The following is a 15,860-nucleotide window of genomic DNA, read 5'->3' on the forward strand; positions in this document are numbered from 1 at the left end:
CCTTTTTCTCAGTGCTTATCCAGCGCTAAATTAAGTTCCACCAGGTTCACTACCGGCTGACCGATGAAACTGACCAGCGGCTTTTGCGTGTATTGTGCAACCAGGCGCGTAACCTCTTCAACGCTGAGGTTGCGGGCTTGCGCTACGCGGGGAATTTGCCAGGCGACGGCCTCGGGGGTCAGGTTATTGTCCAGACCGCTGGCGGACGCTGTGACCAGTTCCACGGGCACAACAGGGTTAGCCTGTGGATTAGCAGCACGCAATGCGGCAATCCGGCTTTGTAGTTGCTTATCCAGCTCAGGGTTGCTTGCTGCCAGGTTGCTGCCACCCGAAGCCATTGGATTATAGGGTACTTCTGCCGTTGCCGACGGGCGTCCATGAAAATAACCCGCGGCGGTAAAATTTTGTCCGATCAGTTCAGAGCCGCGAATTATCTGGCCTTCACGCAGAAGCGAGCCGTTAGCCTGGTGGGGAAACCACCACTGCCCCAGCGCGGTGGTCAGCAGCGGATAAACACCGCCGGTGATAAGCATCAGGAAAAGCAATGTTGATAATGCAGGACGTAATCCACTCATCTGAAACCTCACACCAGACCCAGCAGGGTCAGCAGTAAATCAATCACTTTGATACCGATAAACGGCACAACCAGGCCGCCAAGACCGTAGATCCACAGATTGCGGCGCAGCATGGCGGAAGCGGATAACGGCTTATAGCTCACGCCCTTCAGCGCCAGTGGGATCAGGAAGACAATCACCAACGCATTGAAGATGACGGCGCTCAGGATTGCCGAATCCGGCGAATGCAGTCGCATGACGTTCAGTGCGTTAAGCTGCGGGTAAGTTGCGGCGAACGCAGCCGGGATGATGGCGAAATATTTCGCCACGTCGTTGGCGATACTAAAGGTGGTCAGCGACCCGCGCGTCATCAGCATCTGTTTACCAATGTGCACCACTTCAATCAGCTTGGTGGGGTTAGAGTCGAGATCCACCATGTTGCCCGCTTCCTTCGCGGCCTGGGTCCCGGAGTTCATGGCGACCGCGACATCGGCCTGCGCCAGTGCCGGGGCGTCGTTGGTTCCGTCGCCGGTCATCGCCACCAAACGACCTTCCGCCTGATACTGACGGATCAGTGCCAGCTTGGCTTCCGGTGTCGCTTCGGCTAAAAAGTCATCCACTCCCGCCTCTGCGGCGATTGCTGCAGCAGTCAGGCGGTTGTCGCCGGTGATCATCACCGTTTTGATGCCCATTTTGCGCAGCTGAGCAAAACGTTCTTTAATCCCACCTTTGACAATATCTTTCAGGGCTATCACGCCCAGCACCCGTGGACCTTCAGCAACGACCAGTGGCGTCGCGCCAAGGCGAGCAACGTTTTCGACTTTCTGCTCCACATCGGCAGGGAAGTGGCCGCCGTTAGCTTCGACGTGACGACGAATAGCATCTACGGAGCCTTTGCGGATCATTCGGTTGTCGATGTTGATACCGCTCATCCGACTCTGCGCGGTAAACGGCACAAAAGTGGCATGGAGCGACTGTACGTCACGAATGCGCAGGTTAAAACGCTGTTTAGCCAGGACAACGATGCTGCGGCCTTCCGGCGTTTCGTCGGCCAGTGATGAAAGCTGTGCTGCGTCGGCCAGTGTTTTTTCGTCCACGCCCTGGGCGGGCAGAAAATCAGAGGCCTGACGGTTACCCAGCGTGATGGTACCGGTTTTATCCAACAGCAGGACATCGACGTCGCCGGCCGCTTCTACCGCACGTCCGCTGGTGGCGATAACGTTCGCACCCAGCATGCGGCTCATCCCGGCGACGCCAATCGCGGAGAGCAGTCCACCGATCGTGGTGGGGATCAGACAGACCAGCAGGGCAACCAGTACCGTGATGCTGACCGCACTGCCGCCCCAGGCAGAGAACGGCCACAGCGTGGCGGTGGCCAGCAGAAAGACGATAGTCAGGGCAATCAGCAGGATCGTCAGCGCAATTTCATTTGGCGTTTTACGTCGCTGTGCGCCTTCGACCATGGCAATCATTCGATCGAGGAACGTTTCTCCGGGGTTGACGCTACACGCGATCACCAGCCAGTCGGAGAGGATGCGTGTCCCGCCGGTGACGGAGGCAAAATCACCACCGGATTCACGGATTACTGGCGCGGATTCACCGGTAATGGCGCTTTCATCCACCGAGGCGCCGCCTTCGATAACTTCGCCGTCACAAGGGATAATATCGCCAGCTTCCACCAGCACGATATCCCCTTTGCGTAACTCTTCGGCTGGCACGTGATCCATTGGCGCGCCATATTTTGGTTCACGAAGTTTGCGGGCAAAGGCGGTTTTTTTGACTCCTTTCAGGCTGTTGGCCTGCGCTTTACTACGCCCTTCAGCCAGCGCTTCCGCAAAGTTAGCGAACAGAACGGTCACCCACAGCCAGAGGCTTATCGCGCCGGTAAACAGTGGATTACCTGACATATGGCCTGTCGCCATCGCTACCGTTAACAGGGTGGTCAGCAGACTGCCCAGCCAGACGATAAACATCACCGGGTTACGCCACTGAGTATGTGGACTTAATTTTTTCACTGCGTCCATTAGCGCTTGTGCGACCAGAGAAGGTTCGAACAGCGCCAGTTGCTTGCGACTCATAGTCATGTGCTCCGCATCACTCAACGTAAAGAGAGGTATTCTGCTACCGGGCCAAGCGCCAGCGCAGGAACAAAGGTGAGGGCGCCAACCAGCAACACCGTACCGATCAACAATCCAACAAACAGCGCACCGTGGGTGGGTAGCGTGCCGGGACTTGCGGGTTGACTCTTTTTACCGACAAGTGAACCGGCAATCGCCATCACCGGGATAATGACGCCGAAGCGGCCGAAAAACATGCACGCGGCCAGCAGGCTGTTCCAGAATGGGCTGTTGGCACTTAATCCGGCAAAAGCGCTCCCGTTGTTATTGGCGGCAGACGAGACCGCGTACAGCACCTCGCTAAAACCATGCGGCCCAGGATTGAGCATGGCGCTACGCCCGGCATCGCTCATCATGGCTATCGCGGTCCCAAGCAGCACCAACGCAGGGGTAACCAGAATCGCCAGCGCAGTCATTTTCATTTCGCGGACATCGATTTTTTTACCCAGATATTCCGGAGTGCGGCCAATCATCAGTCCGGCAATAAAGACCGCCAGCAGTACGAACAGCAGCATGCCGTACAACCCTGCCCCCACACCGCCGAACACCACTTCGCCAATCTGCATCAACCACATCGGTACCATGCCGCCCAGCGCAGTGAAGGAGTCGTGCATAGCAATAACTGCGCCACAGGATGCGGCCGTCGTGACGACCGCAAACAGGCTACTGACCAGCACGCCAAAGCGGCTCTCTTTACCTTCCATATTAATATTGCTATCTGCGCCAAACGCCATCAGATGCGGGTTACCCTGCACTTCGGCCCACATCACAACCGCCACGCAAACGACAAAAATAAGCGACATAGCCCAGAGCAGAGTGCGTCCCTGTCGGCGATCGCCCACGACGTCGCCGAAGGCGAAGCACAGCGCCGTGGGAATTAAGAAGATTGCCAGCATCTGTACCATGTTGGTCAGCGCGGTTGGGTTTTCAAACGGATGTGAGGAGTTGGCATTAAAAAAGCCGCCGCCGTTGGTACCGAGCATCTTAATGGCCTCTTGTGAGGCGACAGGTCCCATCGGCAGCAGTTGTTTTGCCCCTTCAAGCGTGGTAATCGCCTGATAAGGCAGCAGGTTTTGCAGCGCACCTTGCTGGATGAAAAACAGCGCGATGAGCAGAGAAATCGGCAGTAATATCCACAGCGTAATGCGGATCAGGTCCACCCAGGCATTCCCCAGCGTGTTCATACTTTGTCGCGTAAAGGCGCGAGCCAGGGCAAAGATCACCGCAATACCTGTCGCCGCAGACAGGAGATTCTGCACGGTCAGGCCGGCCATCTGGCTGAAGTAGCTTAACGTGGTTTCACCCGCATAGGACTGCCAGTTGGTGTTGGTTACAAAACTAACAGCGGTATTGAGCGCGAGATCCCACGATAGCCCTGGCAACTGTTGCGGATTCAGCGGCAGCAGGTTTTGCGCCATCAACATCGCAAACAGTATCAGCAGACCGAGGATATTCAGTGCGAGGATCGCCAGCAAATAGTGCAGCCAGGTCATTTCCTGCTGCGAAATACCCAGCCCACGCCACAGCACACGCTCAACGCCTGCAAGGCCGGGTAAGGATGTGTTGTTGATAAGACGTGCCAGCCCAAAGCCCAGCGGCCTAGCGATAACAAACAGCACCAGCAGGAAACTGGCGATGAGTAAAAATCCTTGCGCTGCCATCAGAACGCCTCCGCATTAATCAAGGCATACACCAATAACCCAGTAACAAAAAGACCAGCACAATGCCGGTTATCACGCCTGCACTCACAGTGCACCTCCAGTGGCATAAATGTGATAACCAGAGCGTAGGTTTTTGGTTGCAAAGATTTCGCAAAAATCTGCAGGCGGGGTGTAAAAAAAGTATAAAAATGGCAAAGACCATTATTTAACTAATGGTTAGTATTAATTTAACTTTTATGTAACTTACTTACAGATTTAGGTTAAACGGAGCATCAATAGATAAAAATAAGTGGTCGGATGAGTAGTAAAATTACGCACAAGGCGGTATTATTTTCACCAGTTAACCAAGTTTATTTTTCCGGTGCGATTCACCGAACAGATATATGGGAGAGGATTATGGACTTTTATAAAGAATATCCAGCACACATTGTTTTCTTGCGCCGTACCTTTGCCGTAGTGGCTGGTGTTCTGGCGCTGCCGGTCATGCTGTTCTGGAAAGACCGTGCCCGTTTTTACAGCTACCTGCATCGCGTCTGGTCGAAAACCAGTGATAAGCCGGTGTGGATGGAGCAGGCTGAAAAAGCCACCTGCGATTTCTACTAAGTTACCGTTCAGGCTCAAAAAAACCGCCAACAGTAATGTGTAATGCTGTTCAGTTAACATTTCAGTTTCAGAAAGCATCAACATGTGTTGGCGGGGTAATGAACATGCTCTCTCAGAGAAAGGATTCCGTTCACCTCATGTTCATCGCTTCTCTGTACACTGAACGCCAGTGAACGTGTTAAGGGTGCTATCGCCGCACCCTTAACAATCCCGGCTCCCGGCAGGAAAATTGTTGCTGCGCAATCCCCTCCGCTTATTCCTCCAGGCTACCGGGCCGGGCGCGATGCAACATCCCTGTCACACGCACCCTGAACCCGCATCCCTGCGGGGTCTCCCGGCCTTACGGAAACACGTCGGCAATTTTCAGCCGGACCCGCCACGCCTGACCACCTGTATTTTTATTTGAACATGTTTGAACAGCAAAACAGACTTAACTGAAAATCAGAGAGTTGAAGCGATGTCTCCGGTCCGGCTGAAAATCGATGAGGTGTTGACGGCTGACCGGGGCTGCCCGCAGGGATGCGGGCAGAGGGGACGGCCTGCAGGGACGCAGGCTCGGCCCCGACCCGACAGGCAGACGGCATAAGACGAATGAATCGCGTAGCGACGATTTTCCTGCCGGGAGCCTGGGATGCAAGGGAGGCGGCGGTGAGCCTCCCTTGCACGTTCACGTGTATAGCGATATCAGAGAAGCGATGAACATAAGGTGAACGGAAACTTATTCAGAGTAAAACGTTCTCCAGACATGCTTAACTGACAGGCATTACAACAGTAATGTGGCGGTTTTTTTATACGTCGCAGTCTACACTTACCTGTGTAACGGATAAGGAGTGGCGATGAGCAAGAGAGTTCCTGTTGGTGTCCGCGCCTGTCTGACCACAGAAGCGAACGATAAATTTCTGTTTGATGAGAATACGCTGGTACGTATTTATGCCTTGCATGAATTGTACCGACTGCGCCAGAGCGGGTTATCACGTGGCGCATTGATTGATTTTCACACCCGTTACAAGCTGGTGTTACTGGCACACTCCCAACCGGAGTATCGTGAGCTCGGCCCTTTTGTTGCCGCAATCCACGAATGGGCAAGCCTCGATGCTTTTTATACGGAGTACCGTTTGCGGTTGATTCATCTGCTGTTTAATAACGCGACCCGACGCAACCATACTAATGTCCTGATGCATGTGCAGGGCTATTTCCGTAACCAGCTCAATCTTCGTCAACGTCAGGAACTGACCTCAATAATCGATAACTATCGACGTGAGATGCAGCCGCTGCTTGCGCCATTGATGCTCCTCCAACACTATATGACGGAACACCCGAACAGCTGGTTGTCCGGGCAACGTTACTTTGAACTCTGGCCTGCGATTCTGCGTTTACACGGCAAAGCTTAATTTTTATTCGGGAGTTTTATGACCACTCATCTGGTCTGGTTTCGGCGCGATTTACGTCTGCATGACAATCTTGCGCTGGCAGCGGCATGTCGGGATCGTTCGGCACGGATATTGGCGTTATATATTGCCACGCCGGCACAATGGAAAGCGCATGATATGTCACCGCGTCAGGCGGCGTTTGTCGGTAAGCAGTTGAATGCGCTGCAAACGGCGCTGGCAGAAAAAGGCATCCCGCTGCTGGTTTATGACGTCGGGGATTTCACCGCCAGCGTGGAGATAGTCAAAAATGTCTGCGCACAGCATGACGTTAGCCGACTGTTTTATAACTATCAGTACGAAATTAACGAACGCCAGCGCGATGCTCAGGTAGAAAAATCATTACCGCAGGTGCTGTGTGAGGGCTTTGACGATAGCGTAATCCTGGCGCCGGGCGCGGTAATGACCGGGAATCATGAGATGTATAAAGTCTTTACGCCGTTTAAAAATGCCTGGCTGAAGCGGTTAAAAGACAGTATCCCGGAGTGTGTTGCGGCACCAAAAGCCCGCGAAAGCGGCGCAATTCCCTCCCCATCAACGCCAGTTACGCTCAACTATCCGCAGCAGGATTTTGATGTGGCGCTTTTCCCGGTAGAAGAAAAATCGGTTATCGCGCAATTACGTCAGTTTTGCCAGCAGGGCGCGGCGGAATACGAGCAACAACGTGATTTTCCGGCAAACGAAGGTACCAGTCGGTTGTCGGCAAGCCTTGCCACCGGCGGGTTATCGCCGCGCCAGTGTCTGCACCGTTTGTTAGTCGAGCAGCCTCAGGCGCTAGAGGGAGGCGCCGGGAGCGTTTGGTTAAACGAGCTCATCTGGCGTGAATTTTACCGCCATCTACTGACGTACTATCCCGCACTGTGTCGGTATCAGCCCTTTATTCGCTGGACCGATCGTGTGCAATGGCAAAATAACGTGACGCATTTTCAGGCCTGGCAGACGGGGAATACCGGGTATCCAATCGTCGATGCGGCGATGCGTCAGCTCAACGGCACGGGGTGGATGCATAATCGATTACGCATGATTACGGCCAGTTTTTTGGTGAAAGACCTGCTGATCGACTGGCGAAAGGGTGAGCAGTATTTCATGTCACAACTGATCGACGGCGATCTGGCGGCGAATAATGGTGGCTGGCAGTGGGCTGCTTCTACCGGAACGGATGCTGCGCCGTATTTCCGTATTTTTAATCCCACCACTCAGGGGGAGAAATTCGACCGTGACGGTGATTTTATCCGCCAATGGGTACCGGAATTACGCGATGTGCCGGGAAACGCTATTCACGAACCGTGGAGGTGGGCGGAGAAAATGCAGGTGACACTCAATTATCCTCGTCCGATTGTCGATCATAAGCAGGCAAGGTTAGCCACGCTGGCTGCCTATGAGGCCGCGCGTAAGGCGTGAGGGTAGCAGATTTCTGTGTAATGCCTTCCAGCAGAATGAATGTGTTGCAGTCGTACACATTTAGCGCTGAAGGGGGCGCGCAAGTCTGCTAATGGCTGGATGTGCGGGGGGCTCCCCGGGCAGTAAAGTTCCGTTATCTTCTTTTCAGGTGACGGAACACGATGATAACGCCGACGACTTCCACACCGCATGATGCGGTATTTAAAACGTTTTTATACCATCCCGAAACTGCGCGGGATTTCCTCGACATACATCATTCACTATGCTGGTTGGATACGTTCGCCGATCCTGTGGCGGCCCGGCAACTTTATGCCAACACATTTCCGCTGGTGGATATCACGGTGGTGCCGGATGACGAAATCATGGCGCACAGGCGAATGGCGTTGTTGGAACTGATGCAAAAGCATATCCGCCAGCGGGATTTGATAGGGTTGGTAGAACAGCTGGCCTCACTGCTCCTTACTGGATGTGCTAATGACACGCAACTCCAGGCGATGTTTAATTACATTCTGCAATCCGGTGATGAATCTCGCTTCAATGAGTTTTTGCAAGAGATGGCGCAACGGATCCCCCAACACAAGGAGAGGCTGATGACTATTGCAGAACGGTTACGGTTAGATGGATTACAGGAAGGATTACAACAGGGGTTACAACAAGGTAAACACGAAGCCGCTTTGCGTATAGCGCAAACTATGCTGGCGCAGGGAATAGATCGCGAAATGGTGTTACTGGTTACAGGTCTGTCTGAAGAGGATTTAGCGGCAAATAATTCGTAACCTGCGGATAAATAACGGGCCCGAGTGATATTACATCGTCGGGCCCGTAAACTCAGGACTCTACCGCGAGAGGACGGTTTTTAAATTTGAGTGATTGATATAACCAAATCAACAGCACCAGCGCCACACAGGCCAGCGCGCCCCAGGTAATTTCGCTAAAGACATCAATATAGGCGTTGATGGAATAGTTGATGGCACCGGAAGCATCAAACGCGCCCTGTGATGTCTGGTCAGCAATCACGCCTGCCAGGTAGTTGGCAATGGCCCCGGAAAGCAGCATATAGATGCCGGTTAATACGCCGGTTACCCCTGGGATCTCTATGCGTGTAATTTGTGACATGGCGACAGGGTCGATAAACAGCTCGGCGAATCCCATAACGGCCAGCCCTAAAACCATCAGCGGCATGGAGGAGTGCCCATATGCCGCGGACCAGCGGGCGCTTAAGGTCAGAATACAGAAACCAGCACTCATTAACCCCAGACCGAGAGCAAACTTACCCCAGATACGAACGGTACGATTGCCACTCACGCTTTCTTTGACCACCCAGGCCAGCACGATGCCGCACAACATGACGGCGAAGGCGTTTACCGACTGGAACATAGCAGTAGGGACTGAATATCCCATCACGTCGCGATTAACAAAGCGGTCGATATACAAGCTGATGGAGCTACCACCCTGCTGTGCAAAGGCCCAGAACAACAAGCTGAAGAAGGTCAGCGTGACGATAAGCCCCAGCTCTTTACGCTGTTTCTGCGTTTGTGCCTGACGGTAGATTTTTGCCAGAACCGCCAAACCAATGACGGTGGCGACAATCAGCGCGTACACGGACCACTCTTTCCAGAACAGGACAGTAATTAAAAGTGGTGCGGCGACCAGCAGAACCAGCAGCCAGGCCCAGTTCGGCAGAATGAACGATTTGGCACACAGCACTGCTTTGTTGACGCCGGTGGTGTGAGCAAAATGACGATTCCCGCATAAGAAAATGACCAGCCCGGCCAGCATACCGATAGCGGCCAGCGCAAAGCCCATTGCCCAACTGTACTCTTCCTGCACGTAGCCGCAGGCGATAGGGGCAATAATTGAACCAATGTTACCGGCGGCATAGAGCAGAGAGAATCCGCCGTCACGGCGCGGATCTTCTGGTTTATACAATTCACCCAGCAGGCAACTGATGTTGGATTTAAACAAACCGTAGCCACAGACAATAATGGCCAGAGATAAGTAGAGAAACGCCGGAGCCATTTCACTGGCGCCCAGGACCAGATGTCCCACTGCCATCAGAAATGCGCCAATCATTACCGCCATACGGTTACCGAGCACTTTATCCGCCAGGTATCCTCCGAGAATCGGCGTGACATACACCAGCGAACAGTAAGCACTGAACAGTTCATACGCGTGATTATCGTTGTACTTAAGCTGGTTAGTGAGATACAGGATCAGCAGTGCACGCATGCCATAAAAACTGAAGTATTCCCAAATTTGCAGCGCGACGACGTAATAAATCGCGCGCGGCTGAGATGCTTGTTTATTCATTATTTTCTCGAAGTAAATGCCTCACGACGGAAGGAACGTGCCGTGTGAGTGTGTTTCCTTAAAGTTGTAACTTTGATACAGATCTGATTATTTTTGCAATATGCTGTCTGATTGCATAAATATACATGAATACGATCTCGTGGTGGTAAGCAATTTACGTTTACAGGCCGCGTGATTGTTTCTTGATGTGTCAGCGAAATGGCTATCGACGAACGGAGGTGAGGACGCTATTTTAACTGAAGCTGTGTTGCTGATTGAGCAGGCAGAATTTATGACAACGAGGACGATGATGAAAAACACCGAGCTGGAACAACTGATTAACGACAAGCTGAACAGCGCAGCCATAAGCGACTATGCACCGAATGGTTTGCAGGTTGAGGGCAAAGAAACGGTGCAAAAAATCGTGACCGGCGTAACCGCAAGCCAGGCATTACTGGATGAATCTGTTCGCCTTGGGGCCGATGCGGTCATCGTTCATCATGGTTATTTCTGGAAGGGCGAATCTCCGGTTATTCGCGGCATGAAGCGCCGGCGTCTGAAAACGCTGCTGGAAAATGACATCAACCTGTATGGCTGGCATCTGCCGTTGGATGCCCACCCAGAACTGGGGAATAACGCGCAGCTGGCCGCGCTGTTGGGCATCACGGTGATGGGGGAGATAGAGCCTCTGGTACCGTGGGGGGAACTCTCCATGCCGGTTCCTGGGCTGGAACTGGCATCCTGGATTGAAGCGCGTCTGGGACGTAAACCGTTATGGTGTGGCGATACCGGGCCTGAAAACGTTCAGCGTGTTGCCTGGTGTACGGGGGGCGGTCAAAGTTTCATTGATAGCGCGGCCCGCTTTGGTGTTGATGCCTTTATTACCGGGGAAGTTTCTGAACAAACCATTCACTCTGCCCGCGAGCAGGGACTGCATTTCTATGCTGCTGGTCACCATGCTACCGAACGCGGCGGTATTCGTGCCCTGAGCGAATGGCTGAATGAAAACACCGATCTGGATGTGACGTTCGTCGACATCCCTAACCCAGCCTGATAAAGAGGGACGAAAGTGCAGCGAGCGCGTTGTTATCTGTTAGGTGAAACCGCGGTGGTTCTGGAGCTGGAACCACCGATTACGCTGGCAACTCAGAAACGCATCTGGCGTCTGGCCCAGCGTCTGGCTGATGCTCCGAATGTACTTGAAGCCATTCCGGGAATGAACAATATCACGGTGATCCTGAATTCCCCGCAGACGCTGGCGCTGGATGCAATTGAACGCCTGCAACGTTGGTGGGAAGAGAGCGAGGCGATGGAGCCGGATTCGCGCTTTGTCGAAATCCCCGTTATCTATGGCGGCGAATATGGTCCCGATCTGGCCGATGTCGCCCGGCACAGTGGTTTGAGCGACAAGCAGGTCGTTGAATTGCATGCGTCAGTTGATTATGTCGTCTGGTTTTTAGGGTTTCAGCCAGGATTTCCCTATCTTGGGAGCTTGCCGGAACCATTGCATACGCCAAGACGAGCCGAACCGCGCTTACTTGTTCCGGCAGGGTCGGTGGGGATCGGCGGTTCACAAACCGGTATCTACCCGATTGCAACGCCCGGCGGGTGGCAACTGATAGGACGTACCGCCGTTAAGCTTTTTGTTCCGCAACGTGAGGAGCCGATCCTGTTACGGGCTGGAGATACTGTACGTTTTGTCCCGCAGAAGGAGGGCGTATGTTAAACATCATTCGTGCTGGCCTGTACACCTCCGTACAGGATGGGGGGCGTCATGGCTTTCGTCAGTCAGGGATAAGCCACTGCGGCGCGCTGGATAAACCGGCGCTGAACGTCGCCAACCTGCTGGTGGGTAATGATGCGAATGCCGCAGCGCTGGAAATCACGCTGGGGCAACTGGTGGTGGAGTTTGACGCGGATGGTTGGTTTGCCTTGACCGGCGCGGGATGCGAAGCGCATTTGGATCGTACTCCGGTATGGAGCGGTTGGCGGTTGCCAGTTAAAGCCGGACAACGCCTGTCATTAAAACACCCGCATCATGGTATGCGCAGTTACCTGGCGGTGGCGGGCGGTATTGATGTTCCCGACGTTATGGGATCGCGCAGTACCGATTTGAAAGTCGGTATTGGCGGGTTTGAAGGACGTTTGTTACGCGATGGCGATAAGTTGGCAATTGGCGTTTCAACACGACAATTTAATGGCCCACAAGGGGTAAAGCAGTTGATGTGGGGCAACCACATTCGTGCGTTACCTGGACCCGAATATCAGGAATTTGACGAGGCATCGCAGGCATCGTTCTGGCGCTCGCCGTGGCGACTGAGCCCACAGAGTAACCGTATGGGGTATCGCCTGCAGGGGCAGCCACTGACACGCACGACAGACCGCGAGATGTTGTCACACGGTTTGCTTCCCGGGGTGGTACAGGTCCCGCATAACGGGCAGCCAATTGTACTGATGAACGATGCCCAGACCACGGGCGGATATCCGCGTATCGCCTGTATCATCGAGGCGGATATGTATCACCTTGCGCAGATCCCCCTTGGGCAACCGATTCACTTTGTTCAGTGCTCGCTGGAAGAGGCGTTGAAGGCGCGTCACGATCAGCAGCGCTATCTGGAACAGCTAACATGGCGACTTAACGATGAAAATTGATTTGAATGCCGACCTCGGCGAAGGCTGTGCGAACGACGCGACACTGCTTCAGCTGGTGTCATCGGCCAATATCGCCTGTGGATTTCATGCCGGAGACGCACAAACCATGCTGGCAAGTGTGCGGGAAGCGCTGAAAAACGGCGTGGCCGTGGGGGCACACCCTGGCTTTCCGGACCGGGAAAATTTTGGTCGTAGTGCTATGAATCTGCCTGCCGAAACGGTTTATGCGCAAACGCTGTATCAAATTGGTGCACTGGCAGTCATTACCCGCGCAGAAGGGGGCGTGATGCGCCACGTGAAACCGCACGGCATGCTCTATAACCAGGCCGCAAAAGAGCCTGTGCTAGCCGATGCGATAGCCAGAGCGGTTTATGCCTGCGATCCGTCATTGATACTGGTAGGGCTGGCGGGGAGCGAATTGATCCGTGCCGGTGAACATTATGGCCTGGCGACGCGTCAGGAGGTTTTTGCCGATAGGGGGTATCAGGCTGATGGTAGTCTGGTTCCGCGTAGTCAGCCAGGTGCACTGATCGAAGACGAAGAGCAGGCGCTGGCGCAAACGTTAGAAATGGTGCAGTCCGGGAGAGTAAAAAGTCAGAGTGGAACATGGGCAAACGTAACCGCGCAGACGGTATGCATTCACGGGGATGGTGAGCACGCACTCGCTTTTGCCCGCCGTTTGCGCAGCGCGTTCGGTGCCTGCAATATTCAAATTAGCGCATAAGTTTTTTAATACAAAACAATAATATACAACACAACAACATAAGGGATTTAATTATGGGAGAGGCTATTTCTCTCTGGCCATTGACGGGGATCGCCGTCATTGTGGTTGGATTTCTTTTACGCTTTAACCCGGTATTGGTGGTTATCGTTGCCGGGATCGTCACCGGGCTGGCAGCGCATATGCCAATCGCCACTATTCTCGAAAAGCTGGGTGAAGGCTTTCTCAACACCCGCAACCTGCCGTTTATCCTGCTGATTCCGCTGGCAGTCATTGGTCTGCTGGAACGTCACGGACTGAAAGAGCGCGCCCAGGCGTGGATCGCGAAAATCCGCAGCGCCACCAGTGGTCGTCTGCTCATTGTCTATCTGTTTATTCGTGAAGCGACCGCCGCGCTGGGCTTGACCAGCCTGGGTGGGCATCCTCAGATGGTACGCCCGTTATTAGCCCCGATGGCTGAAGGGGCTGCGGAGAAAAACCACGGTGAATTGCCGGGGGCCGTACGTTATCGCCTGCGTGCAATGTCTGCGGCGACTGACAACGTTGGTCTATTTTTCGGCGAAGACATCTTCGTTGCCTTTGGGGCGATCATTTTCATGCACAACTTTATGCTGGAGTCCGGTGGGATCCAGACCGAACCGCTGCATATCGCTTTGTGGGGTATCCCAACGGCAATTTGCGCCTTCTTGATCCACGGTACGCGCTTGTGGCGTCTGGATAACTATCTGCAGCGTGAGGTGGCGAAAGCCAATGCGGCAGCGAAAGGAGCAGCGCAATGAATTTTCAGCAAAGCTATCTCTACTGGCTGGCGGGTGCGGTACTGTTGATTGTGGCGGTGATGTCCTGGCAGGACAAAGCGAACCCGCGTCGCTTAACCACAGGCTTGTTTTGGGGGCTGTATGGTGTGCTGTTCCTGCTGGGCGACTGGACGTACTCACTGTTTGGCGACAAACGTACGGTACATATCGCGGTCGGTATTGCGGTGGTCATACTGGCGCTGATTGCCGGGTTTGGTGGTGTGAAACTGGGAAGTTACCATCAACGCACCCAGCAGCAGCGTGAAGAAAGCGCCAGTCGACTGGGTAATCGCCTGTTTTTTCCGGCGCTGGCTATTCCGGTGGTGACCGTTATCGGTGTACTGATGTTTAACCATATTCCGGGTTTGCAGGATGCGCTGTTTGGGCCGGGGAATCACGCCACGCTGGTCACGCTCTTTTCTATGACGGCAGGCTCGCTGATTGGCCTGGCAATGGCGATAAAAATGACCCATGAGCGCGTCCACCAGCCCATTCAGGAAGCCCGTCGTCTGCTTGACTCCATCGGCTGGGCGTTCATCCTGCCGCAAATTCTGGCAACGCTCGGGTTGCTGTTTACGGCGGCAGGGGTGGGCAGTGGTATATCGTATCTGACCCAGGAATACCTCGCGGTAGATAGCCGCTTTATCGCCGTGGCGGTGTACACCATCGGTATGGCGCTGTTGACGATGGTCATGGGGAATGCATTTGCTGCTTTCCCGATTGTGACCGCCGGGATCGGTATTCCAATTCTTGTGTTGCAGCATGGTGGTAACCCCGCAGTGATGGCGGCCATTGGGATGTTCTCTGGTTATTGCGGAACCTTAATGACGCCGATGGCAGCGAACTTTAACATCGTGCCTGCAGCCCTGCTGGAGTTACCGGATAAAAACGCCGTGATTAAAGCGCAGGTGCCAACCGGCATACTGCTGTTGCTGGTTAACGTGTTCCTGATGTATTTCCTGATGTTCCTGTAAGGAGGAAGGATGAAAACGGTCTTAATCACCGGATTTGAACCCTTTGGCGGAGAGTCGGTTAACCCTTCCTGGGAAGTGGTCTCCGGGCTCGACAATGCTATCATCGCCGGATGCCGTGTCGTTGCGCGTCAGCTACCGTGTGTGTTTGGCGAGTCTCTAACCGTACTTAATGCCGCGATTGACGCGCTGTCACCGTCGTTGGTGCTGGCGGTGGGACAGGCAGGAGGTCGTACCGATATTACCGTTGAGCGAGTGGCGATCAACGTGGACGATGCGCGTATTGCGGATAACCACGGTCAGCAGCCCGTTGATGTGCCGATTGTCGCCGAGGGTCCGGCAGCATGGTTTAGCACGCTGCCAATCAAAGCGATGGTGATGGCCATGCGCAATGCGGGTATCCCAGCCTCCGTTTCCCAAACAGCAGGTACCTTTGTTTGTAATCATGTGATGTATGGCCTGCTGCATACGTTACGCGACACACCGGCAGTGAAGGGCGGTTTTATCCATATTCCTTATCTGCCACAACAGGCCGCCGCGCACCCCGGAGCGCCAAGTATGGCGAGCGAAACGGTGCGACGGGCGCTGGAAATTGCCATTGACACTGCATTGCAGGTGGACAGCGATATTGCCGTGACAGGCGGTGCAACACACTAACAAAGGACAG

General features: G+C 54.0%; 15 protein-coding genes and 1 pseudogene. 11 read left to right on the plus strand and 5 right to left on the minus strand.

Annotated elements, in window-relative coordinates:
• Positions 1 to 8 precede the first annotated feature (8 nt).
• From kdpC to kdpF, 4 genes and pseudogenes are all read right to left on the minus strand, one after another.
• Positions 9 to 575, minus strand: coding sequence for a potassium-transporting ATPase subunit KdpC (gene kdpC, locus RYZ59_RS10530; protein WP_318047838.1), 567 nt, complete (start codon positions 573 to 575; stop codon positions 9 to 11).
• Positions 576 to 583: 8 nt separating this feature from the next.
• Positions 584 to 2,632 (minus strand): potassium-transporting ATPase subunit KdpB, encoded by a 2,049-nt coding sequence (gene kdpB / locus RYZ59_RS10535; protein WP_318047836.1) that lies wholly within the window; start codon positions 2,630 to 2,632, stop codon positions 584 to 586.
• Between the two features lie 20 nt (positions 2,633 to 2,652).
• Entirely contained in the window at positions 2,653 to 4,332 is a 1,680-nt protein-coding gene (kdpA, locus tag RYZ59_RS10540) for a potassium-transporting ATPase subunit KdpA (protein ID WP_318047833.1), read from the minus strand.
• Positions 4,332 to 4,420 (minus strand): annotated as a pseudogene (gene kdpF, locus RYZ59_RS10545) (K(+)-transporting ATPase subunit F). The gene kdpA and the pseudogene kdpF overlap by 1 nt, the downstream one beginning before the upstream one ends.
• Positions 4,421 to 4,728: 308 nt before the next feature.
• Between kdpF and RYZ59_RS10550 the strand changes: the two are divergent.
• The 4 genes from RYZ59_RS10550 (at position 4,729) to RYZ59_RS10565 (ending at position 8,539) form a co-directional block, all read left to right on the plus strand.
• Positions 4,729 to 4,935, plus strand: a complete 207-nt coding sequence (locus tag RYZ59_RS10550) for a YbfA family protein (RefSeq protein ID WP_003022870.1) — start codon at positions 4,729 to 4,731, stop codon at positions 4,933 to 4,935.
• Between the two features lie 836 nt (positions 4,936 to 5,771).
• Complete coding sequence (locus RYZ59_RS10555) at positions 5,772 to 6,326, plus strand: DUF1722 domain-containing protein (RefSeq protein WP_202039129.1); 555 nt, start codon at positions 5,772 to 5,774, stop codon at positions 6,324 to 6,326.
• An 18-nt stretch (positions 6,327 to 6,344) separates the two neighbouring features.
• Complete coding sequence (gene phrB, locus RYZ59_RS10560) at positions 6,345 to 7,763, plus strand: deoxyribodipyrimidine photo-lyase (protein WP_318047830.1); 1,419 nt, start codon at positions 6,345 to 6,347, stop codon at positions 7,761 to 7,763.
• A gap of 161 nt (positions 7,764 to 7,924) precedes the next feature.
• Positions 7,925 to 8,539, plus strand: coding sequence for an Rpn family recombination-promoting nuclease/putative transposase (locus RYZ59_RS10565; RefSeq protein ID WP_318047828.1), 615 nt, complete (start codon positions 7,925 to 7,927; stop codon positions 8,537 to 8,539).
• Positions 8,540 to 8,591: 52 nt separating this feature from the next.
• Here RYZ59_RS10565 and dtpD read toward each other — a convergent pair whose 3' ends face one another.
• Positions 8,592 to 10,073, minus strand: a complete 1,482-nt coding sequence (gene dtpD / locus RYZ59_RS10570) for a dipeptide permease DtpD (protein WP_137384476.1) — start codon at positions 10,071 to 10,073, stop codon at positions 8,592 to 8,594.
• Positions 10,074 to 10,362: 289 nt separating this feature from the next.
• Between dtpD and ybgI the strand changes: the two genes are divergently transcribed.
• Genes ybgI through pcp form a run of 7 tightly spaced genes read left to right on the plus strand, consistent with a single transcriptional unit; the run spans position 10,363 to position 15,850 of the window.
• Positions 10,363 to 11,106, plus strand: a complete 744-nt coding sequence (gene ybgI, locus RYZ59_RS10575; protein WP_318047937.1) for a radiation resistance protein YbgI — start codon at positions 10,363 to 10,365, stop codon at positions 11,104 to 11,106.
• 15 nt (positions 11,107 to 11,121) lie between these two features.
• Complete coding sequence (pxpB, locus tag RYZ59_RS10580) at positions 11,122 to 11,778, plus strand: 5-oxoprolinase subunit PxpB (RefSeq protein ID WP_318047826.1); 657 nt, start codon at positions 11,122 to 11,124, stop codon at positions 11,776 to 11,778.
• The gene (gene pxpC, locus RYZ59_RS10585) at positions 11,772 to 12,704 is read left to right on the plus strand and encodes a 5-oxoprolinase subunit PxpC (RefSeq protein WP_318047824.1); all 933 of its coding nucleotides are present in this window, start codon (positions 11,772 to 11,774) and stop codon (positions 12,702 to 12,704) included. Before pxpB ends, pxpC begins: the two co-directional genes overlap by 7 nt.
• A complete protein-coding gene (pxpA, locus tag RYZ59_RS10590; protein ID WP_318047822.1) occupies positions 12,694 to 13,428 on the plus strand; it encodes a 5-oxoprolinase subunit PxpA in 735 nt (244 codons plus the stop codon). Before pxpC ends, pxpA begins: the two co-directional genes overlap by 11 nt.
• A 53-nt stretch (positions 13,429 to 13,481) precedes the next feature.
• Entirely contained in the window at positions 13,482 to 14,204 is a 723-nt protein-coding gene (locus RYZ59_RS10595; RefSeq protein WP_005122560.1) for a DUF969 domain-containing protein, read from the plus strand.
• The gene (locus RYZ59_RS10600; protein WP_318047821.1) at positions 14,201 to 15,196 is read left to right on the plus strand and encodes a DUF979 domain-containing protein; all 996 of its coding nucleotides are present in this window, start codon (positions 14,201 to 14,203) and stop codon (positions 15,194 to 15,196) included. Before RYZ59_RS10595 ends, RYZ59_RS10600 begins: the two co-directional genes overlap by 4 nt.
• A 9-nt stretch (positions 15,197 to 15,205) precedes the next feature.
• Entirely contained in the window at positions 15,206 to 15,850 is a 645-nt protein-coding gene (gene pcp, locus RYZ59_RS10605) for a pyroglutamyl-peptidase I (protein WP_202039122.1), read from the plus strand.
• Positions 15,851 to 15,860: the final 10 nt, after the last annotated feature.

It is taken from the genome of Citrobacter sp. HN-141 (assembly GCF_033341895.1).
Lineage (GTDB): Bacteria > Pseudomonadota > Gammaproteobacteria > Enterobacterales > Enterobacteriaceae > Citrobacter.